The sequence below is a fragment of the Erythrobacter sp. 3-20A1M genome (genome assembly GCF_018636735.1).
Taxonomy (GTDB): Bacteria; Pseudomonadota; Alphaproteobacteria; order Sphingomonadales; family Sphingomonadaceae; genus Alteriqipengyuania.
On record NZ_CP045200.1, the window covers coordinates 2360500 to 2382039 of the forward strand.

Genomic DNA, 21540 nt, shown 5'->3' on the forward strand with positions numbered 1-21540 from the left:
GTGGTAATGGCCGCCCTATCGTCATTCCGCGCATCGTCATGGTCATGCGGCTAGGGGAGGGTAACTGCGATGCGAACTGGAGGGCAGGCGATGGTGCGATATTATCTCGGCTTCGATGTCGGCGGCAGCCGCACCCGCGCCCGCTTGATCGACACGGATGGAACGGTGCTCGGCTCGGGTGCCGCCGGGCCGGGCAATACGCGGATGGGTCTCGACAGCGTTCGCGGCGTGCTCGACGAAGCGGGACAGGAAGCAATCGCCACGGCCGGGCTCGACGCGGACGAGATCGGCCATGTGGCGATGGGCGCAGGAATCGCCGGGTTTTCGCGCACCGGTGCGCGCGCCGCGCTCGAGGCGATGGAATTTCCCTACGCGACCACCGCGTTCGCCTCCGACGGGGTGATCGCCAATCTCGGCGCGCATGGTGGAGCCGATGGGGCGATCCTGATCATCGGCACCGGCAGTTCGGCCCATCTCCTCCATGACGGCAAGAGCTTCACGATCGGCGGGTACGGGTTTCCGATATCCGACGAAGGCAGCGGCGCCGCGCTGGGCCTCAGCGCGATGCGGCATGCCCTGCGCGCGCTCGACGGGCGGACCAAGCCCACGCCGCTCAGCAGCGCGGTGACGAAGCGCTTCGGGCACGAGACGCCCCGCGCCATCGCCTGGATGGATGCGGCGCAGCCCGCGGACTACGCCAGCTTCGCGCCCTTGGTGATGGACTTTGCGGAGGCAGGGGACGAGATCGCCTGCTCGATCGTCGAAGATGCCGCGCAGCATATCGAACGCTTCATCGAAACGATTTTCGAACGCGGTGCGCCGCGCTGCTCGCTGGCGGGCGGCCTCGCGCCGCGCATCCAGCCGTGGCTGAAGGCGCGAACCGTGGCGCGGCTGGTTCCGGCCGAAGGCGATCCGGTCGACGGCGCCCTGTATCTGGCGGGCTATCGCCGGCTGTAGTCGAACAGCCGCCCGCCGATCCAGACGCGGCGAACCCGTAGCGTGTCGTCGAGATGGACGAGGTCGGCGGCCATGCCGGGCGCTATCGTACCGCGCAGGGCGTCCATCCGCAGGAAGCCTGCGGGATTGGCGCTGGCGAGGCGGGATGCGTCGGACAGCGACAGGCCGAGCATGTCGATGGCGTTTCGAAACGCCACATCCATGGTCAGCGCGCTGCCCGCTAGCGTCCCGTCGGCACCGCGCAAGCTACCTTTGTCGACCGCGATCGCACGCCCCTGAAGATCGAACCGCGACATGTCGGTTCCCGCAGGCGGCATCGCGTCTGTTACCAGCATGGCCCCTTCCAGGCCGCGCGCGGCGAGCGCGACGCGCAGGCTGGCGGGATGGACGTGATGCCCGTCCACGATGATCCCGAACCGGCTCGTCCGGTCTTCCAGCGCCGCCCCGACCATGCCCGGCTCGCGCGATCCGAACGGGGTCATAGCGTTGAACAGATGCGTGAACCCGTCGAGCCCTTCTTCCAGCGCACGGCGCGTCGCGGCGTAATCGGCGGTCGAGTGGCCCGCCGCGACCAGCAGCCCGGCCTCGTGCAGCCGCGCGATGGTTCTTGCGGGCACCATTTCCGGGGCCAGCGTGACGAGCCGGACGGCGTTCGACTTTCGCGTTAGAAGTTCGAGCTCGTCGTCGGTTGGCGCACGCACGAAGCGTTCGGCGTGGATGCCGCGGCGTTCGGAATGGATGAACGGCCCTTCGATATGGATGCCCAGAATGCCCGGCACACCCGCTGCGATCGCCGCATCCACCGCTCCGATCGCGCACTGCATCTTCGCCAGATCGTCGCTGATCAATGTCGGCAGCAGGCCGGTGGTCCCGAAACGGCGATGCGCATCGGCGATGGCGGCGATGGTTTCGACAGTGGGTGCGTCGTTGAACAGCACGCCACCGCCGCCGTTGACCTGCGTGTCGATGAAGCCGGGCAAGAGATAGCCGCCTTCGAGATCCAGCGAGCCCAAGGAGCCCGCGCCATCGGTAGAGATTTCGTGGATGAAGCCACCGTCGATCGTCAGGACCGCGTTTTCGTGCACGCGGTCCGACGCGACGATTCGGGCACCGGAAAGGCGGGTTCCGCTCATCGCGTGCGGGTCACTTTGGAAAGATGCGGGGGGTTGTCTGGATCGAGCCCGCGCGTGCGGGCAAGCGCTTCCACGAAACGATAGAAGCTCTGGATCATCGCGATCGCATCCACCGCCGGATCGCCAGACCGGGCGACCGGCAGGGGCACCGCGCTCTCCTCGCTCCCGGTGCACAGGATGGTCGCGCCTCGATCCTTCAGAGCGGCAAGCCGATCGGCAAAGCCTTCCCGAGCCGCATCGCTCGGCGCGAAGGCGAAAACGGGGTCGCCGTCGCGTACCAGCGCCATCGGCCCGTGGGCGACTTCCGCACTGCTGAATGCCTCGCCCTGGATTTGCGCGACCTCCTTGAATTTGAGCGCCGCCTCGGCCGCGATCGGCAGGGTCGACCCGCGCCCGAGGACCAGCAGGCGCTCGATCCGGGCCAGCGGTTCCAGCGCGGCGCTCCAATCCGCGTCCCAGGCGCGTTGCAGGACCGGAGCAAGCTCGTCGAGCGCCCGCTCAAGCCGATCGTCGGACTGCAATTCGGCGACGAGGTCGGCGATCGCGACCAGCGAGGCGATGTAGCTCTTCGTCGCCGCAACGCTCTTCTCCTCGCCCGCATGCAGGGGCAGGAGGATATCGGCCTGCTGTGCCAGAGGCGAAGTCTCGTCGTTTACGAGCGCGACCACGAGAGCGCCTGCTGCGCTGGCGGCGGCAGCGGTCTCGATCAGATCGGGGCTCCGTCCGGATTGCGAGATCGCGATCGCTAGCGTGCCGTTCAGTTTTGGCGAAGTCGCCTCGAAAAGCGTTGCGAGCGAAGGGGCCTGGCTGAGCACCGGTATGCGCAGACGCGTTTCGAACAGATATTTGGCGAAGCTGGCGGCATGGTCCGAGGATCCCCGTGCGATCGTGATTGCGAATGGCGGATCGAGCGTGCGAATGCGCTGTGCCGCCGCCCGCCGTACGTCCCGGTTTTTGTCTCGCTGGAGCGCGATCCGTTCGGGCGCTTCCGCCGCTTCGATAAGCATTTGCGACATTGAAAAATCCCTCAGGGTCATAGCCGCGTCCTATAGGGCAGCGGTGTCGATACAGCTTGGCAATGCGCAACGGTACGCGATACGCCGCCGGGATGAGCACAGAGAGCATCGATCCCGAACTGCAGGAAATCGACCGCTGGCCGCTGGAGCGCGCGGTTGCCGCGATCCTTGCCGGGCAGGGCAGGGCCGTGGCCGCCGTCGCGCGGGTGGACGGGGCGATCGCAGATGCTGCATCGGCTGCGGCGGCGAGACTGGGGGCGAGCGGCCGGATCGCCTATGCGGGCGCGGGCACATCGGGCCGGATCGGCGTGCAGGACGGGGTGGAGCTGAGGCCCACATTCGGCTGGCCGGAGGATCGGCTCGCCTTCTTCCTCGCCGGTGGACCCGATGCGATGATGCGCGCGGTGGAAGGGGCTGAAGACGACGAGGGTGCGGGACGTACCGCGGTAAGTGAGGCCGGATTGGGCGTGGCGGACGTCCTGATCGGCCTGGCGGCGAGCGGACGCACTCCCTTCACGATCGGTGCCGTGCGGGAAGCGCGCGAGCGCGGAGCGCTGACCATCGCCGTCGCAAACAATCCCGGCAGCGCCCTGCTGCAGGCAGGCGAGCACGCGATCCTGCTCGATACCGGAGCGGAAGCGGTCGCGGGATCGACCCGGTTGGGTGCGGGCACCGCTCAGAAAGCGGCGCTGAACGCGCTCTCTACCGCGATCATGCTGAAGCTCGGCCTGGTGTATCGCGGACTGATGGTGAACATGCGCATCAGCAACGCCAAGCTGGAAGGCCGGGCGATCGCGATGATCGAACGGGTCGCGGGCGTCGATGCGGATCGCGCGAAGCATGCCCTGGCGATCGCCGAGGGCGATATTCGCGTCGCCGTGCTGGTGGCGCTCGGACACGATCGCGAAGCGGCCCGGCGCTCGCTGGAAACGGGCGAACCGTTCGACGCCATGGTCGAGCGGCTGCGCGGCTAGCCGCTCAGTAGAACCGCACATCGCTCAGCTCCAGCCAGGCACGCCCGCCAGGCTCGCCGGTCAATTCGAAGCGGAGCGCCCGCAGGCGTTCGAGATCGAGTTGCGCCTCGCCGCTCGTGGCGAACGCAGCGAAGGGCAGGTGGATTGTCTGCTCCTCGGCCCCCGCAGTGAAATCGGTCCGGAACCAGTCCCGCCCGTTCAGGCCATAGCTTTCGAGGCGCAGGCGGTAGGTCCCGGCACCCCGCGCGGTGAACTCTATGCCCGTGAACCGGCTGGCATCGGCGGGCAGAACCGCGCCCTTCGTCAGAGGCAGAACGAGCTGTGCAAAAGGCTTCGCGCTGGCACCGAACGTCGCCAGGCTGAAGATCGGATGGTCGCCCGTGGGGCCGTGGCGATGGACGAACGCGATATCGCTGTGGTCGTTGCCCGCATCGGTCGAATCGACCGGCAGGGTGTCGAGATCGGTTCGCCCGTCCGCGCGCGCGCCGGTGAGGATCGGGCCGGGCATGCGGACCGTCGGCAGCGGCGTCATCGCCGGATCGTCGCGCCGGGCGCGCAGCTGCACCAACGGCACTTCGCGGCCCGCTTTCCACACCCGCGCCACTTTCCAGAGGTCGGTGATGTCCTCGTCCGGTCGCCCGTCGACCAGCACGAGATCGGCGCGCTTGCCGACCTCGATTGTGCCGTGATCGTCACCCTGTCCCATGATCTGCGCGCTGGTGCGGGTGGCCGCGATCAGCGCCTCGGCGGGGGTGAAGCCGAGCTGGACCAGCCAGCCGATCTCACGGATCGTGGAACTGCCGTGATAGACGCCGCTGATCCCCGCATCGGTTCCGACGCCTATCGGAATGCCGGCGTCGTGCATCGTCCGCAGATTGGCTTTCAGAACGCCCCATCGGCTGGACACTTCGGCATCGACGACGCGATTGCCGCGCGCGGCCCGCGCCGCTTCGCGCGCGCGTTCCGGAGAGGAGAGCACCGCTTCTTCCGCGTCCGAAATGGTGCGGACATCGCTTGGCTCGTAGACGACCAGCGTCGAAACATAGGCCGTGCCCTGTTTGCGCATCAGGTCGATCACTTCCCGGTCGGCCGGCCTATCCCCGATCCCGTGCACGACCGCGTCGACGCCCGCCGCAGCGGCAACCTTCGCGCCCTCCAGCGTCACCGTATGCGTCACCACCGGCGTGCCGCGCGCATGGGCATCGGAAACGATCGCGGCGAGGGTTTCGGTGTTCATGGAATTGAGGTCGGGCCCGCGATTGTAGCGCCAGCCATCGGCGAAAACCTTCACCACGTCGGGCCGATAGGGCAGGGCGCGATCCATGATCAAATGCGCGGCGCGTGGGCTTGCAGCCTTCATCGTGAAGAAGTCGCCCCAGCCGTATTCGGTGCCGTGTCCGCCCGGCACGCCCGCGCGGACCGCAAGGTTGAGATGCGGTGCCCAGATCGCGTCCGGTCCGCTCGTCATCGCGCGGATCGGCTCGAGCATTTCGGCGGACAGCGAATAATCGTTCACCGTGGTGACGCCGTTGACGAGGTAGGCCGCCCAGGCCTTCGCCATGTCCTCCGGCGCGGAATAGGCGGGCGAGCGTAGATGGGTGTGGAGATCGTGCAGGCCGGGTATCAGCGTCCGGCCCTTCGCATCGACCACACGCGCGCCGCGCGGACGCCGAATGTGCGGGGCGACCTGCGCGATCGTGCCGCCGCGGATCAGGACGTCGCCGCGAAACGCGGGTGTGCCCGTGGCATCGAAGATACGCGCGTCGCGGATCAGCGTCACGTCGTCCTGCCGCGCGTCGGCGGGCAACACGGTGACGCCGATTACCAGCGCCGCGATCAGGGCGAACAGGGCGCGGATCATCGGGACGGTTCTAGCTTGCGCTCGAAGAAATCGCCCGACGCTTCGAGCGCGGTCAGCCAGCTGGCGTAACGGAAGAAATCGTGGCGTTCGTTCGGCAGCGCCAGTTCCTCGAAAGGGACGCCGCGCGCGGTGAGTTCGCGCGCCAGCAGCAGCGACTGGCGATAGTCGACATTGCGATCGTCGTCTCCATGGACGATCAGGACGGGGGAACGCCATTCATCGATCGCGCCCATCGGCGAGCTGTCCCATTGCAGGCGTTGAATGGCGAGCACCTCGTCCGGCGCATAGGAGTCGGGGACCGAGCGCACCATGGCATGCACCCCGTGCAGGTCGACGCCCGCGGCGAACAGGTCGCTGTCGCGCGCGAGGGCGAGGGCGGTGAGATAGCCGCCCCAGCTTCCGCCCCAGATGCCGATCCGCGCTGGATCGACGCCGGGCCGCGCCGCGAGCCACCGCGCGCCTGCCACGATGTCGCGATATTCCGACGCTCCATCGCGCCCGGTGCCGGGCGCTTCGCGGAAGGCGCGTCCGTAATTGGTGCCACTGCGGTAATTGACCGACAGGACATCGTAGCCCGCCGCTGCGAATTCCTGATTCCGGATATAGGTATTGTGGTAATAGAAATACGGGTGGAAGGCGGCGACCATTTGCCGCCGCGGGCCCCCGTGGGCGAAGATCAGGGCCGGTCGCGCTCCGTTACCCACGCCCCGGAAATATTGGCCATGCACAACCGTACCGTCCTCCGCCGTGAAGGTGACGTTTTCCGGTGCGGGATAGCCCGCGATCGTCGGCTTGCGGCCGAGCGGCTCCATTCCCTCGACGAGAACCATGTGCGCAGGGGACCGGGCGTCGGTCACCGTCGCGGCCAGCCGCTCGCCACCATAGGTGGGGAAGAAGGCGTACTGCCCGTCGCCGGTAAGGCGCTTTGTCTGTCCGCTCGCGATATCGGCTTGCCACAGGGTGCGGCTGTCGAGATTGCCGGGGTTCGCGGAATAGATCACGCCGTGCCCATCCGGGGTGGGCACGAAATTCTCGACCTCGTTTGCATCCGGCGTCAGGTCGCGCGCTGGGCCGCCCGCCGCGGGCACCGCCAAGACATGGAGCCAGCCGCTGCCTTCGTACGGAAACAGGAGATGGCCGGACGCGGTCCAGAACAGGTTGCGCCCGCGTGTGCCGTAATATTGACCGCCGTCGCCTTCGGGCGCGGACCATGCAATGCGAACCGCTCCGGTCGCGATGTCGGCGACGCGCACCGACCAGAAGGATTTGCGGCTGTCGGCGAAGCGGGCGGGCGGATCGCGGAACTGGATGAAGGCGACCGAACCACCGTCGGGCGAAAATACCGGGTCGCTCGAATAGCCGAGCGTCGCGCCCAGATAGCGCAGGTTGCTTTGCGCCACGTCGATCACGCCGACGACGCTGTGGCCGGAGCGCGATTCGAGGAACAGGACCTTCGATCCGTCGGGCGACCAGCTGAAATCGCCTGCGTTGCCGCGCAGATCGGCGATCCGCCGCGCGTCTTCCTCGCCCGCCCGGACCATGATCGACCCGGCGCGGGTGAACAGCAACTTGCGCCCATCGGGGGAAAATACCGGATCGTGACCCTGCCCCATCGGGCTCGGCGGTGAAACGGAAGAGAGGTCCGCGAAGAACACGGTCTGGTTCGGTGCCTCGACGCGTTGGGCGGTGTTGGGCAGGCCGTCGTCGGGAAAGGATGCATCGCCGCCGCGCACGAAAGCGAGCCGCGTTCCGTCCGGCGACAATGCCAGGCCGTAAATCTCGATCCCGTCGTCTTCGCGATAATCGGTCACCTGGCGCGGCGCTTCCCCTGCGCGCGCGACCATCACGTTGCGCACGCCGCGCGTATTTTCCACCCACGCGAAGACCGGTGCCAGCTCCGCGCCGACGAGCCCCGAGGCGAAGGGTATGGCAAGTCGTTCCGCCAGCAGATCGGCGCTCTGGGCGTTCGCTGCTCGATCCGGCACATCGACCTGCGCCAGTGCAGGGCCGGGCGACAGGAGTAGCGCCGTCAGGACAAGGAAAAGCGATCGCATGACGGCTTGCCTAGGGCGCTCCATAGGTTCGTGACAAGCGCAGCGATCCCGCCGCATGCCAACGGGTTATAGGCGGGGGCAAAGGGCGCATGGAACGCCCGAAGCCCGGTTATTTCCGGCCATCCCATGCTTCCACCACCGCGCGCCCTACCGCCGGTCGCAATTCGTGGATGGCTCGGTCGCGATGGCGGGTGGGATGAACGCGATTGGTCAGCAGCGTCCAGGTCATCTCCCGCTCGAAATCGATCCACAGGCCGGTGCCGGTGAAGCCGGTATGCCCGATCGTCGTGCGCGAGCACGCTTCCCCGCCCGACCAGCCGCCATAGGGCAATTCCCATCCATGCGTGCGGTGGTGGAATTGCGAGGTGCGGATGAGGCGTAGCGATTCAGGCGACAGCACCTCGCCCGCCATCAGCGCGCGCGCGAATTCCAGGACGCCGTCCACCGTACCGAACAGTCCCGCATGGCCGGGCGCGCCGCCCAGGGCCGCCGCGTTCTCGTCATGCACCTCGCCCTTCAGGATGCGGTTGCGCCAGGTGCAGAATTCCGTCGCGACTGCCGGCCCCGGAGGCGGCCCGTAGGACAACCCGTCGCCGAGCGGCCAGTCCGACAGCGGTGCGCCCGTGATCCGTTCCACCGCGATCCCGAGCAGGATGAAATTGATGTCGGAATAGACCGGCGAGCCATGCTCCCACGCGCGTTGCAGGACGAAGGCGCGCATGCGCAAGGGGTCGTCGCCATAGGTGTAGATCGGGAAAACGGCGGGCAGGAAGGTCTGATGCGCGAGACATTGGCGAAAGGTGATCCGCCGTTCCGGCGCATGTTCGACATCGTATTGCCGCAGGTCGGGGATTGCGCTCGTCAGCGGCGCGTCGAGATCGAGGCGGCCTTGTTCGGCTAGGGTCAACACCATCGTGGTGGTGGCGATGGTCTTGGAAACCGAGGCCAGATCGAACCAGTGGCCACGCGTGAGGGGCTCGGGTTCGGGCGTAGTCGCGGCATTACCGGCGAACGCGACCGCGCTCGTGCCGTCCGCACCGATGACCCCCAATGCGGCGCAGGGCATCCGCCCTTCCTCGACCATGCGGCGGGCGGGGGCGAAAGCGTGTTCTATATCCATCATGCGGCCTCCACCGGCCCGGCGCTCGGCCCGCGCGAGCGAATTCGCGCGAGGAAGGGAAGGAAGACGATAGCGGCAATACTCGCCGCGCCCGTCAGAGCGAAGAACCCGTCATAGCCGATCACCTGCTGCATTTCGCCCGAAGTTCCTGCCAGCAGCCGCGCGAGCAGGAAGGCGAAGCCCGACAGGAAGGCGTATTGCGCCGCCGGGAAGCGCGGGTTCACCAGCATCGAGAGATAGACCACGAAAACCGCCCCCGCGAGCCCGTTGCCGAGCTGGTCGACGGCGACGCTGGCGTACAGCACCCAACCTTCGGGCGGTTGCCACCACAACCAGACATAGACCCAATTGCCCAGCGCCGCGACCAGCGCGCCTGCCGCGAGAGCCCAGGACAAGCGCCATCTCGCGGCCATCCAACTGCCCAGAGCGACACCGATCATGCTCGCCGGCAAAGCGATTGCGCCATCGGCGATGCCGATCTGGTCCAGCGAATAGCCGCGCGCGTCCCACATCGGATGCGATAGCGTCAGCGCCAGCACGTCGCCGACGCGGTAGAGCGAAACGAATCCTAGCACGACCAGCGTGGCGAAGCCGTAGCGCCAGAAGATGTCGACGAAGGGCCCAAGGGTCGTCGAGCTTAGCAGCGGCGCATCGCTCGGCAGGCGCTTGATCCGCGGCAGGGCCGCCGCGAGCAGCGCGAAGGGCGCGAGAGCGATCGCGATCACGGCAGGGGTCAGATTGGTCTCCGGATCGATCCCCGCGCCCGCCAGCATGCGCAAGGCGAGCCAGCCGACCACGGCGACGATCGCGCAGGACGCGGCGAGGATCACCGCCCCGATCGCCACGCCCGTCCCGAGCGCATGCCAGCGCGCACCGTCGGTGCCGGGCTCGCGACCGGTCAGCGCCAGCACCGGAAAGGGAGCAAACGCGGCCAGCGCGATCGCGAGATAGGCGATCGTCCAGTCCGCGCGCGCCGCGATCAGCACCGCGCCGCTGCCCGCCGCGACCATCGCGCTGCGATAGCCCCAGAGATTGGCCGCCACGATCGGGGCCTGCGCCTCCTGGGTCGGGGCCAGTTCGATACGCCAGCCGTCCGCCGCGACCTCCAGCGTGGTGGTCCAGAAGGCGAGCAGGATTGCGAACAGCGCGACCAGGGCGAGATCGGTGTCGTCGCTGGTGAAGGCCATGCCCACCATCGCGGCGAAGATGCCGAGCTGTGATAGCATGATCCATCCGCGCCGCTTGCCCCAGAACCGCGAGAACCCGGGCACCGAGAACCGGTCGAGCAGCGGCGACCAGAGGAACTTGAAGGTCGGCAGCAGCGCCACCCACGCGAAATAGCCGATGGTCACGATGTCGATGTCGTGCCGCGCCAGCCTCAGCAGCAGCACCGCATTGAACATGAAGAAGGGCAGGCCGGCCGAAAAACCGAGCAGGAGATAGAGCGGCAGGATGCGGGTGCGAAGCTTCCGCCCGCCATCGTAATCGGTGGTCACGTCCAAACGATTTGCTCCCCAGGCTCGATATCGCTGCTGGCCCTTACCCGGCACACGCTTATCGATTGCGGCGATCGATGGGGAGGGGGGAGCGATAGACCGAAGTTATAGGAGCCTTGCAGGCTCGATCGTTGGCGTAACGCTGAATTGGTCGGGGAGACAGGATTCGAACCTGCGACATCCTGCTCCCAAAGCAGGCGCGCTACCGGGCTGCGCTACTCCCCGACCGGGCGCTCGCCTTAGGTTCTCGTAGGGTTGGAGGCAAGGCCGAACCTGTCGGCTGCGGACCGCATTTGTCCAGCGAACGGGCCGCACGACAGGGAGTTGTTTCTCAACAGGATCTGCGGGGAATCCCGTAAAGACGACAGGGGATGGTGAAGGCATGCACGCCCCATGGAACTCCTGTCGGGATCGACGGCGATCGGCCGTATCGAGAGATTTCTCACCAAGGCTGCTGCCTCTGCCGGCGGTCTTGCCCAGCGGGGGCGTGCGAGCGCGGGCCATCGGTGCCCGGATTTCGAACCTTCTTGCAGCATGGAAGACCCATGCTCGAATTGCCGCGCCGACGAGCAGTGGTAGCCTGAACCCCTGCCGTTCTGCAGCTTTGCGGCGGGCGGCACCGTTTGCGATCGAAGGGGAATGCACGCGCAGCGCCGTGGTGGGCCCGGCAGGATTCGAACCCGCGACCTAGCCGTTATGAGCGGCCAGCTCTAACCGCTGAGCTACAGGCCCATGCCCGGCACGCGCGTGCCGCGCGCAGGTAGCTTGCCGGGTAGGGAAGGGCAAGCGTGGCGGAATTATCGGTCCATTTTCGCGGCGAGTTCCGCGACCGTCAAGATTCCTCTTCGGTATCGACCGTCAGAAGGGCGCGCGGCTTCGAACCGGCAGGAGAGCGGACGCAGGCTTCGCCTGGCGGCGGTTCGCGCATCGATCGCATTTTGGTGCCGCGCCCCCCTTTCGCCCCGGCGGAAGGTCACGCTCTCGCGACGCCCTCTCGCATCGGGTCCACCCCAGGTTCGCCCTGGGACCGGGTCGATAGCGGCAGTTCGAGCACCAGCTTGGACCCGGCCGCGCGCAATGCGCCGCTCGCCGCCTCGGCTTCCGCGCGTGCCAGCCGCAGCGTGAAACCAGCCCCAAAAATGCCCGCGCTGACAGGGCCGCCGGCGGTTTTCGCCTTGGCCTCGAATATCGTTTCCGCCGCATTCTTCCGTCCGGGAAGCGAGCATTTCAGTCGGGCCATATGCTTCTTGCGCTGTAGCGAAACCCGCGCGCGTTGCCCCGGTGCCAGCGATCCCGCCAGGGTCGCCAGAATCCTCCACACCATCGCCTCGGCTTCCTCGCGCCCGATGGCGACGGAGATGTCGGGGGCTATGGTGATATCGAGCCCCGCATCGCGCCGCGCCAGGATCGTGTCCAGCTGGCGGCCCTGCCCCTCCACGATGGACGAAAGGTCGGCTTCACCGCTTTCCAGGGCCTGCTCTCCGCCCTCGAGCTTCGCCAGTCGGTCGAGTTCGTCGAACCCGGCCAGAATGCGCGCGCCATCCCCGGCGATGCTCGCCGCATGCGCGCGGTATTCGTGCGGGACCGTGCCGAACATCTGCTGCTGGAGTATCTCGGCAAAGCCTTGAATCGCGTTTACGGGCGTGCGAAGTTCGTGAAGCAGCTGACGCAGTCGATCGCTCCTGCTGTCGCTCTCCGTCACTGGCGACACGCTGTGAATGGGGCGACGGAAACGCCCCGCATATCCTTCGAAGCTGCCGTCGTCCGGGGAGAAGCGCGGTCGGGCGTCCAGAATCCATTTTCCGGCCAAGGCCGGAGCTCCCGGCAGCTCCAGTTCGATCGTTTCCAAGGCTCGCCGCCGGCGCGCCAGATCCCGGGCCGCTATGGGTAGCAGGCGATCGAGAGTGGCGTACTGAATCATCGGCGCGGCGCGATCCTCGGCCCAGTCGATCGCCAACTGCGCATCGGTGGTAAAGGCGAAGCCGGGCAGCGCAGCGGTCTCGCGCCCCTCGTTGTTTTCGCCCAGAGGAAGCCGAGGAGTGTCCGCTCTTTCGTTATCGCCTGCGACATTGCGCGCGGCGCGCGATTGGCGGAACGTTTCGATCCGTTGCCGCAGGGCACCTATCTCGCTCGCATCGCGCAGCGGCGGATCGGCGTCGTTGGCGGCGATCGGCTTAATCCCCAATCCCGCAGCCGGTTCGCGAAGGTCGGGTTCCGCGCTGGCCGCCGCAGGTTCGGGAAGCGGGGGCTGGGGCAGCGCGCGGTCGTGGATGCCGAGCCGATCGAGCAGGATCATCGCCCGTTCCGGCAAGCCGCGCCGCAGACGCAGGAATCCACGCGCGCGCACCGGCAGGCGGGGGATCAAAGCCTCCCACCCGGACGAATCGAGCGCCGCTGCCTCTAGCGCGGCGGATGCGACCGCCGGCTCGTGCCCCGCCATGTGGCAAACGATGCGGGGATGGGCCAGCCGGGTCCCCGGCTCGCGCAGAATCGCGGCGCGCTCCTCGGCAGGGATCGATTCGGCCAGCTGGTCGAGCCGGACCCAGGCCGCGTCCAGCTGCGACGGTTCCGGCGCGGCGTGCGGGCGCGACAGCAGGTCGACAAGCTGGCGAAACTGGGTGCGCGCGACTGCCCCGGCCCCTGCGCTCTGGCGCAGTACGGTGGCGAGACGGTCGTCGAATTGCATAACGGGGGCGCGGGTCCTGCGGCGATGGCGAAGCGCGCTGGCCTCGTCCGGTCAAGATTGAAGCTCTCTTTACCAACCAACGTTCCGCTATGGCAGCGCGTAAACTCGCCGCGTTGCAAAGCGGGACAATTGCTTGCATGTATAATTATATTATGCTGGGATGTTGAGATCGATTGGGATCATTTCCCAGTGTGGAAAGCAAGATATCAACAGGGGAGGGGCGCTGGGCATGGCAACGCTCGACGATATCGATCGCCGTTTGCTGGACGAGCTCCAGTCGGAAGGGCGCATCACGAATGTGGAACTCGCACAGCGCGTCGGGCTGACCGCACCGCCGTGCCTGCGGCGGGTGCGGGCCCTGGAGGAGCAGGGGGTCATCCGCGGCTATCATGCCGAACTGGAGCCGTCCAAGCTGGGTTTCGCGATCACGGTGTTCGCTATGGTCAGCCTGAAGAGTCAGGCCGAAAGCGCGCTGCGGGAATTCGAGGAGCATATGCGCGAATTGCCAGAGGTGCGCGAGTGCCACATGCTCAACGGCGAGATCGATTTCATCCTCAAGATCGTCAGCCGCGACCTGCAAAGCTTCCAGGAATTCCTCACCAGCAAGCTCACCCCAGCGCCGAATGTGGGCAGCGTGAAGACCTCGCTCACCATCCGGACCAGCAAGCACGAACCCGGCGTTCCGCTCTAGGCCGGGCAGGGGCGGCGGTCGGCAGCGCGGTACGGCCCAGCCGACGTCACCTTTTCGTGTCGCGAGAACGCTCCGGTAGCGCGAACTTGACATCGACCGTGCAGCCGACGCGCGGCGCGTCGGACCGGTCGAGCCGTGCTCGCGGCAGGAAGCGCATGGCCGCTTCGCCGAACGCTTCGGCGGGCTGGCTCTCCACGACTTCGATATCGCCGATCTCGCCCCACGGCGCGGCCGAGAAGCGCAGTCGCACGATGCCTTCGATCGAGCGCTGGGAGAACGTGCGGGGAAAATACGGCTTGAGTTCCGGCATGTAGGCGAAACGCACGTCCGGGCAATCGTTTTTCGGTGAGTCAGGATCGAGCGGTGGGGGCGGGAGGGGGTTCCGCGGCGCGCTCCAGTAGCCATAGGCACATCCCGTGCGCGCCTCCCCCGGTTGGAAGCGCCATTGCGCCATGACGCGCTTGCCCACTTGCGTGAAAGCCGCATTGCCGCTGGTGAAGGGCGCTTCGATATTGCGTGGGCGCCCAGCTGAATCGACCCAATAGGTCATGGCGACAAAGTCCAGCGCACCCGGCTCTACCGGCACCCGATCGAAATCGGGTTGTGCGCGAACCAGCCATCTCGGCGGTCCTGCCTCGCAATTGCCGCCCGGGTTCGCGATCAGAGCATGCGTTTCGAGGCGAGGGCGATCGCGGGTCGGTATCGCCCAGTACCGAGCGGCGAGCGCGCGCGGAATCTGATCGTGGGGATAGTACCGGGCAACGATCCGGGCCGTGCACGCCTGTCGGGACGTCCCGGCAGCGAACCGAGTGGCGGCAAGGGCGGGAGCGATGTCGTCGCCATAGGTGCCATCCGGCAGACGGATCGAAATCGTGCGACCCTGCGCATCGATGGCGAAGCCGACGGTCTGGACCTGGCTGTCCCTCTCTAGCCAAGCTTCCGCACTCATCGCGAGCGGCAGGATCGCGGCCTGCCGAACCGGGTTCACCGCAGTGCCAGCGCAAGTGTAGCCTTCGAATTCGAAATTGATCAGTCCGCGGGTATCGACCCCTTCGCGGGCGACAGCCACCGGGGGCGGAGGCGGAACGGATCCCAGCAGGGCCGCAAATAGGGGAAGCAGCATGGCAATCCTCCTGTCGTGCCGGCGCGGGTCAGGTGACCGGCGCGCCGGTCAAGAAGATTAGCGCTCCTTCAGCCATTCCTCCAGCCATTTGATCGAGTACGCTCCGTCGAGCACGTCAGGCTGGCGCAGCAGTTCCTCGTGCAGGGGGATGCTGGTCTTCACCCCCTCGACCACCATTTCCTCCAGCGCGCGCTTCAGCCGCATGATGCAGCGTTCGCGGGTGCGGCCATAGACGATCAGCTTGGCGATCATGCTGTCGTAATAGGGCGGGATCGAATAGCCGGCATAAAGCCCGCTATCGACGCGCACATGCATGCCGCCCGCGGCGTGATAGGCGCTGACCTTCCCCGGGCTCGGCGCGAAGGTGAACGGGTCCTCGGCGTTGATCCGGCATTCGATGGCGTGGCCCTCGAAGCGGATGTCTTCCTGCTTGCAGGACAGCTCCTTGCCATCGGCGATGCGGATCTGTTCGCGCACCAGGTCCATGCCGGTGATCATCTCGGTCACCGGATGTTCGACCTGCAGGCGCGTGTTCATTTCGATGAAGTAGAACTCGCCGTTTTCCCACAGGAACTCGATCGTGCCCGCACCGCGATAGCCCATGTCGCGCATCGCGCTGGCGCAGACCTCGCCCATGCGCGCCCGTTCCTCGGCGGAGATGACGGGCGAGGGCGCCTCCTCCAGCACCTTCTGGTGGCGGCGCTGGAGCGAGCAGTCGCGCTCCCCCAGATGCACCGCGCCGCCGCGTCCGTCGCCGAACACCTGGAATTCGATGTGGCGCGGATTGCCGAGATATTTTTCGATATAGACGGTCGCATCGCCGAAGGCGGCCTTCGCTTCGCTGCCCGCCTGTTTCATCAGGGTTTCGAGCGTGTCCTCGCTCTCGCACACCTTCATTCCGCGACCGCCGCCGCCGCTCGCCGCCTTGATGATGACGGGATAGCCGATCTCGGCCGCGATGGCGCGCGCTTCCTCGACCTCGGACACGGCGCCGTCGCTGCCGGGCACCAGCGGCAGGCCCAGCTTGCCGGCGGTGCGCTTCGCCTCGACCTTGTCGCCCATGGTCCGGATATGCTCGGGCTTCGGCCCGATCCAGGTGATGTCGTGCGCCTCCACGATCTCCGCGAACTTCGCGTTTTCCGACAGGAAGCCGTAGCCGGGGTGGATCGCGTCGGCATGCGCGATCTCGGCGGCCGAGATGATATTGGCGATGTTGAGATAGCTGTCGGTCGCGGGCGGCGGGCCGATGCACACGGCATGGTCGGCCAGCCGGACATGCATCGCGTCGGCATCGGCGGTGGAATGCACCGCCACCGTCTCGATGCCCATCTCCTTCGCCGCGCGATGGATGCGCAGCGCGATCTCGCCGCGATTGGCAATCAGGATGCGGGAAATGGCCATGGGTCTTCCCGCGTCAGCCGATCACGACCAGCGGCTGGTCGAATTCGACCGGCTGGGCGTTCGCGACGAGGATCTGCTTCACCGTGCCGGAGCGGTCGGCGGTGATCGGGTTCATCACCTTCATCGCCTCGACGATGACGAGCGTGTCCCCTTCCTTCACCGACTGACCGACCGAGATGAAGTCGGCCGCACCCGGTTCGGCGGCGAGATAGACGGTCCCGACCATGGGCGACTTGACCGCGCCGGCGATGTCCGCCGCCGCAGCGTCGGCTCCACTTTCGGCAGCCTGAGGAGGCGCGGAAGCCGCCGGAGCGGCCTGCGGCGCGGGTGCCATCGGCGCAGGAGGCGCGTAGCTCTGTACGCTGCCGCCGCGCGCGACCCGCAGTTTGCGATCGCCGTCCTCGACCTCGATCTCGCTCAGCCCGGTTTCGGCGAGCAGCTCGGCCAGTTCGCGCACCAGGTCAACATCCACATCCATGCCGGGCTTGCGGCCGGAAGAGCGCTTGGTATCAGCCATGTACGTCCTTCGATTACTTGGAAGCGCCCGCGTATGCGCGGCACCGCTCTCGCTTGCAAGGGGGGTCAGAGCGTTGCGGCATGTTCCAGCGCCTCGATATAGCCATCGCCCCCGCGCCCCTGAATGGTTTGCACGGCCCCCATGCCCACATAGGACAGATGGCGGAATTCCTCGCGCTGGCGGGGGTCGGAAAGGTGAACCTCGATCACCGGGACGCCGATGGCCTTGATTGCATCGAGGAGGGCGATCGAGGTGTGGGTATAGGCTGCGGCGTTGAGGATTACGGCCCGTGCCTTCGCCGCGCGCGCCTCGTGCAGCCAGTCGACCAGCACGCCTTCGTGATTGGTCTGGCGAAAGTCCACGGCGAGGCCGAGCCGCTCGCCTGCCTCGTGACACCGCGCCTCCAGATCGGTGAGCGTCTCATGCCCGTAGATATCGGGCTCGCGCGTGCCGAGCAGGTTGAGATTGGGGCCGTTGAGGATGAAGACGGTGTCCATGGTGGGGGCTTACCCGGTCCGGCGCGGGGTGCAAGCGCCGGACCGGGAGGCCACCGCAGATTGGCAGCGAATCCTACACGATGGAACACATGGAACAGTGTTCTGGGGCTATTTCTCGACCCCCTTCACCTTACCCCACTGGCGCATGGCGGTGTAGCCGAGATAGCCGGTGCCGAAGAGGGCGTAGAGCGGTTCCGGCAGGCCGTTGAGATAGGCGTTCATGCCATCCGCAATGGCCCGCGCGGTGCCGGGCGTAAACGCCGCGAGTATCCCCATCGGCATGGCGAAGAGCAGGAGCGCGTACATGACATAGAGGAAACTCGGCCGCGCCCGGCTGGTCCACGGATCGCGCGAGTTGGCTTCCGCGACGATTGCCGACAGCTGCGCCTCGAACACGCGCAACTCCTGCGTGCCCTGCAGCTGGAGGAGTTCAAGCTTGGCGCGTTCGCGCGCGTCCTTGTCGGGGATGATGCGATCGATGATCGAGGCGACCGGACCGATGAGCGATTCGATGATCGGCATTGTTTCAACCTTTCTCTGGTTTCCAAGGGGTCACCGGAATAACCAAATAGGTTGGTGTAGGAAAACGGGGTGGGAAACGACGGGCAGGTTCGCCGCGCGCACGAAGTTCGGCCATCCCGCCGTGCGGTGGGTGGCTCTCGTGGTATCGTAAGGGGAAATCCACTGGTCGGGACGACTGGATTCGAACCAGCGACCCCCACACCCCCAGTGTGATGCGCTACCAGGCTGCGCTACGTCCCGAGCAGTGGAGGCGCGCCTATAGGGGCGGGTTCGCAGCATGGCAAGCGCTGCCTCGCATTGGCGCGCGGTCCCCCCTTCACGCCCCCCACGCACGGACAGATTGCTACCGTGCGGCAATGTTGCTAGGCGCGCGGCGTCGAACGGCTTTCGTATCACGCGAGGGCCAGCGCGGGGCCCGCATCCGAGATAACGGCGTGCGGGGCTCGCGCCGTTTTGCATATCGTCACAGGCTGAACACGCGAATGTCCTTTCTTCTCACTGCCGCAGCAGGCGCCCCGCCGGGGTGGATGCAGTTTCTCCCCCTCGTCGCGATGGGCCTCATCTTCTGGTTCCTGATCATCCGTCCGCAGATGAAGCGGCAGAAGGAGCATCAGGCGAAGGTTCAGGGGCTGAAGAAGGGGGACCAGGTCGTGACCGCGGGCGGGCTGCTGGGCCGGATCGTGAAAGTCGACGACGACTATGTCGAAGTCGAACTGGCGCAGGGCGTGCGGGTCAAGGCCGTGCGCGCGACCATCGGCGATGTGATCCAGCCGGGCGGCAAGCCCGCGAACGACTGACGGACGGACCACGCCAATGCTCGAATTTCCGCGCTGGAAGAAGATCTGGCTATGGGCGATCACCATCCTGGTGATGCTCGCCGCGGTGCCCTCGCTCGCGTCGCTCACCGGCACGCGCTGGCCCGCCTCGCTGCCCGACCCGACCGTCAATCTGGGCCTCGACCTCGCGGGCGGTAGCCACATCCTGCTGGAAGCGGATGCGAAGCAGGTCGCCCGCCAGCGGCTCCAGAACATGGAAGAGGCGGTGCGCACCGCGATGCGCGATGCGGAGCCCGCGATCGGCATCGGCGACGTCTCGACCCAGGGCGGCCGGCTCAGCTTCATGCTGGAGAACAGCGCCGATATTGATCGCGCGCGCGAAGTCCTGACCCCGCTGATGAACGGGCAGGGCATGACCCGCGAATGGGACCTGAGCGTGGTCGACACCAGCCGCGTCGTCCTGACCCCCACGGAATCGGGCCTCGACAACGCGGTCAGCCAGGCGATGGACAGCGCGACCGAGGTGGTGCGTAAGCGTATCGACGAACTGGGCACGCGCGAGCCGACGATCATCCGGCAGGGCGATACCCGCATCGTGGTGCAGGTGCCGGGCCTGCAGGACCCGGCGCAGCTCAAGGCGCTGCTCGGCCAGACCGCGCGGCTCGAATTCAAGCTGGTCGACCAGAACGCGAAACCGTCCGACATCCAGCAGGGCATCGCCCCGGCAGGCAGCCAGATCGTGCCCTTCGCCGCCGGTAGCGCGCAGGAGGGGCAATCGCTCGCGGTGCGGCGCCTGGGCGGCATTCGCGGCGACAACCTGATCAACGCGCAGCAGACCTTCGACCCGCAGACCAACGAACCGGTCGTCAACATCCAGTTCGACCAGCAGGGCGGGGCGCGCTTCGCCCAGCTGACGCAGCAGAATGTGGGCAAGCCCTTCGCCATCATCCTCGACGGGCAGGTTCTGTCCGCGCCGAACATCAACGAACCGATCCTCGGCGGTTCGGCGCGCATTTCCGGCAGCTTCTCGGTCGAAAGCGCGGCGGCGCTGGCCATTTCGCTGCGGTCCGGCGCGCTGCCGGTCGACCTGACAGTGGTGGAAGAGCGCACGGTCGGCCCCGATCTGGGCGCGGACTCGATCCGCCAAGGGCTGGTCGCGATGGGCATCGGCTCGTTCCTGGTCGTCGCGCTGATGATCGTGACCTATGGCCGCTTCGGCGTCTATGCGACGGCGGCGCTGGTCCTGAACGTCGTGATGATCCTGGGCATCATGGCGGTGCTCAACACCACGCTGACCCTGCCCGGCATCGCCGGTTTCGTGCTGACCATCGGCGCGGCGGTGGACGCCAACGTGCTGATCAACGAACGCATCCGGGAAGAGCGAAAGCGGGGGCGGCGCGTCGTCGCCGCGGTCGAGAACGGCTACAAGGAAGCGAGCCGCGCGATCTACGATGCGAACATCACCAACTTCATCGCCGGCGTGCTGCTGTTCATCTTCGGCTCCGGTCCGGTGCGTGGTTTCGCCGTGGTGCTGATCATCGGCCTGTTCACCAGCGTCTTCACCGCCGTCACGATGACGCGCATGTGGGTCGCCGGCTACATCCGCAAGCGTCGCCCGACCGAGCTGTACGTCTGAGGGCGGGAGAGAACCGATGAAACTGCTGAAACTCGTCCCCGACAACACCAACATCCATTTCCTGAAATGGCGCGTGCCGTTCTACGTCATCAGCCTGATCCTGATGGCGGCTAGCTGGGCGCTGGTGCTGACCAAGGGCCTCAATTACGGCGTCGACTTCGCGGGCGGTCAGGAAGTGACGCTGACCTTCGAGCAGCGCCAGCAGGCCCCGATCGGCGAGCTGCGCGATCTGGTCGGCGGGCTCGGCTACGGCGATCCGGTGATCCAGCGCTTCGGCGAACCTAACCAGGTGTCGATCCGCATCCGCCTGCCCGAATCGGTGGAAAACACCCCGGGCGGCGCGAACGCGGTGGGTGAGCAGGTGATTGCTGCGATCGGCAAGACCTATCCCGGTGTGCGCCGCGACGGCAACGACACCGTGTCGGGCAAGGTCGCGGGCGAGTTTCGCGAGAAGGCGGTCTATGCGCTGCTTGCCGCGATGCTGGCGATCGCGCTCTACATCTGGGTGCGGTTCGAATGGCAGTTCGGCGTGGGCGGCCTGTTCGCGCTGGCGCACGACGTGTCGCTGACGCTGGGCATGTTCGCGCTGTTCCAGCTGGAATTCAGCCTGCAGATCATCGCCGCGATCCTGGCCATCATCGGCTATTCGCTGAACGACACGATCGTCGTCTACGACCGTATCCGCGAGAACCTGAAGAAATACCGCAAGATGCCGCTGCCCGAGCTGCTCGACCTGTCGGTCAACGAGACGCTGGCCCGCACGGTGATGACCTCGCTGACGCTGCTGGTCGCACTGATCCCGCTGCTGATCTTCGGCCCCGCCAGCCTGTTCGGCCTGACCGCCGCGATCACGCTGGGTATCTTCGTGGGTACCTACAGCTCGATCTACATGGCCGCGCCGATCCTCATCTGGCTGGGCGTGAACAGCAACAGTTTCGTTCCGCAGGAGGGGACGGCGGACAAGCAGGAGCGGCTTGCCCGCGAACGCGGCGCCTGATCTTCGATAGTGGGTTGCGGGGGATAGCTATCCCCTGATGATCCGTTCGTAATAGGCGGCGTGTGGAAGGGCCGGCGCAGCGA

Annotated in this window: 18 protein-coding genes and 3 tRNA genes; 6 read left to right on the forward strand and 15 right to left on the reverse strand. The window is 66.7% G+C overall.

The window, feature by feature from the left end:
- Window positions 1–90: 90 nt before the first annotated feature.
- Complete coding sequence (locus tag F7D01_RS11575; protein ID WP_215227701.1) at window positions 91–957, forward strand: BadF/BadG/BcrA/BcrD ATPase family protein; 867 nt, start codon at window positions 91–93, stop codon at window positions 955–957.
- Here the strand turns inward: F7D01_RS11575 and nagA are convergent.
- Both nagA and F7D01_RS11585 read right to left on the reverse strand, forming a co-directional pair.
- Complete coding sequence (gene nagA / locus F7D01_RS11580) at window positions 942–2090, reverse strand: N-acetylglucosamine-6-phosphate deacetylase (protein WP_215227702.1); 1149 nt, start codon at window positions 2088–2090, stop codon at window positions 942–944. The genes F7D01_RS11575 and nagA overlap by 16 nt on opposite strands.
- Window positions 2087–3106, reverse strand: coding sequence for an SIS domain-containing protein (locus tag F7D01_RS11585; protein ID WP_251566792.1), 1020 nt, complete (start codon window positions 3104–3106; stop codon window positions 2087–2089). Before F7D01_RS11585 ends, nagA begins: the two co-directional genes overlap by 4 nt.
- A gap of 92 nt (window positions 3107–3198) precedes the next feature.
- Between F7D01_RS11585 and F7D01_RS11590 the strand changes: the two genes are divergently transcribed.
- Window positions 3199–4080, forward strand: coding sequence for an N-acetylmuramic acid 6-phosphate etherase (locus tag F7D01_RS11590; RefSeq protein WP_215227703.1), 882 nt, complete (start codon window positions 3199–3201; stop codon window positions 4078–4080).
- Between the two features lie 4 nt (window positions 4081–4084).
- Here the strand turns inward: F7D01_RS11590 and F7D01_RS11595 are convergent, their stop codons facing one another.
- From F7D01_RS11595 to F7D01_RS11625, 7 genes are all read right to left on the reverse strand, one after another.
- The gene (locus tag F7D01_RS11595; RefSeq protein WP_215227704.1) at window positions 4085–5941 is read right to left on the reverse strand and encodes an amidohydrolase family protein; all 1857 of its coding nucleotides are present in this window, start codon (window positions 5939–5941) and stop codon (window positions 4085–4087) included.
- Window positions 5938–7995 (reverse strand): prolyl oligopeptidase family serine peptidase, encoded by a 2058-nt coding sequence (locus F7D01_RS11600; protein WP_251566794.1) that lies wholly within the window; start codon window positions 7993–7995, stop codon window positions 5938–5940. The genes F7D01_RS11595 and F7D01_RS11600 overlap by 4 nt, the downstream gene beginning before the upstream one ends.
- A gap of 109 nt (window positions 7996–8104) precedes the next feature.
- Window positions 8105–9118 (reverse strand): serine hydrolase, encoded by a 1014-nt coding sequence (locus F7D01_RS11605; protein ID WP_215227706.1) that lies wholly within the window; start codon window positions 9116–9118, stop codon window positions 8105–8107.
- Window positions 9115–10611 carry a permease gene (locus F7D01_RS11610; RefSeq protein WP_251567290.1) on the reverse strand — a complete coding sequence of 499 codons (1497 nt, stop codon included), beginning with the start codon at window positions 10609–10611 and terminating at the stop codon, window positions 9115–9117. The genes F7D01_RS11605 and F7D01_RS11610 overlap by 4 nt, the downstream gene beginning before the upstream one ends.
- Window positions 10612–10759: 148 nt before the next feature.
- Window positions 10760–10836, reverse strand: a tRNA-Pro gene (locus tag F7D01_RS11615).
- Window positions 10837–11267: 431 nt separating this feature from the next.
- Window positions 11268–11343, reverse strand: a tRNA-Ile gene (locus tag F7D01_RS11620).
- A gap of 241 nt (window positions 11344–11584) precedes the next feature.
- Window positions 11585–13297: a HAMP domain-containing sensor histidine kinase gene (locus F7D01_RS11625; RefSeq protein ID WP_215227707.1), complete on the reverse strand. Its 1713-nt coding sequence runs from the start codon at window positions 13295–13297 to the stop codon at window positions 11585–11587.
- A 229-nt stretch (window positions 13298–13526) separates the two neighbouring features.
- Here F7D01_RS11625 and F7D01_RS11630 point away from each other — a divergent pair, with 229 nt between their 5' ends.
- Window positions 13527–13988, forward strand: coding sequence for an Lrp/AsnC family transcriptional regulator (locus tag F7D01_RS11630; RefSeq protein WP_215227708.1), 462 nt, complete (start codon window positions 13527–13529; stop codon window positions 13986–13988).
- 46 nt (window positions 13989–14034) lie between these two features.
- Here the strand turns inward: F7D01_RS11630 and F7D01_RS11635 are convergent, their stop codons facing one another.
- From F7D01_RS11635 to F7D01_RS11660, 6 genes are all read right to left on the reverse strand, one after another.
- Window positions 14035–15111 (reverse strand): TonB family protein, encoded by a 1077-nt coding sequence (locus F7D01_RS11635; protein ID WP_215227709.1) that lies wholly within the window; start codon window positions 15109–15111, stop codon window positions 14035–14037.
- 57 nt (window positions 15112–15168) lie between these two features.
- Window positions 15169–16512 (reverse strand): acetyl-CoA carboxylase biotin carboxylase subunit, encoded by a 1344-nt coding sequence (accC, locus tag F7D01_RS11640; protein WP_215227710.1) that lies wholly within the window; start codon window positions 16510–16512, stop codon window positions 15169–15171.
- Window positions 16513–16525: 13 nt separating this feature from the next.
- Entirely contained in the window at window positions 16526–17029 is a 504-nt protein-coding gene (gene accB, locus F7D01_RS11645) for an acetyl-CoA carboxylase biotin carboxyl carrier protein (RefSeq protein ID WP_251566796.1), read from the reverse strand.
- A gap of 65 nt (window positions 17030–17094) precedes the next feature.
- Window positions 17095–17526 carry a type II 3-dehydroquinate dehydratase gene (locus tag F7D01_RS11650; protein WP_215227711.1) on the reverse strand — a complete coding sequence of 144 codons (432 nt, stop codon included), beginning with the start codon at window positions 17524–17526 and terminating at the stop codon, window positions 17095–17097.
- 108 nt (window positions 17527–17634) lie between these two features.
- Window positions 17635–18048 carry a holin family protein gene (locus F7D01_RS11655; protein WP_215227712.1) on the reverse strand — a complete coding sequence of 138 codons (414 nt, stop codon included), beginning with the start codon at window positions 18046–18048 and terminating at the stop codon, window positions 17635–17637.
- Window positions 18049–18211: 163 nt separating this feature from the next.
- Window positions 18212–18288, reverse strand: a tRNA-Pro gene (locus F7D01_RS11660).
- A gap of 242 nt (window positions 18289–18530) precedes the next feature.
- Here F7D01_RS11660 and yajC point away from each other — a divergent pair.
- The 3 genes from yajC to secF are packed head-to-tail and all read left to right on the forward strand — an operon-like array spanning window position 18531 to window position 21457.
- Window positions 18531–18845: a preprotein translocase subunit YajC gene (gene yajC / locus F7D01_RS11665; protein WP_215227713.1), complete on the forward strand. Its 315-nt coding sequence runs from the start codon at window positions 18531–18533 to the stop codon at window positions 18843–18845.
- Window positions 18846–18861: 16 nt separating this feature from the next.
- The gene (gene secD, locus F7D01_RS11670; RefSeq protein ID WP_215227714.1) at window positions 18862–20460 is read left to right on the forward strand and encodes a protein translocase subunit SecD; all 1599 of its coding nucleotides are present in this window, start codon (window positions 18862–18864) and stop codon (window positions 20458–20460) included.
- Between the two features lie 16 nt (window positions 20461–20476).
- A complete protein-coding gene (secF, locus tag F7D01_RS11675) occupies window positions 20477–21457 on the forward strand; it encodes a protein translocase subunit SecF (RefSeq protein WP_215227715.1) in 981 nt (326 codons plus the stop codon).
- Window positions 21458–21540: the final 83 nt, after the last annotated feature.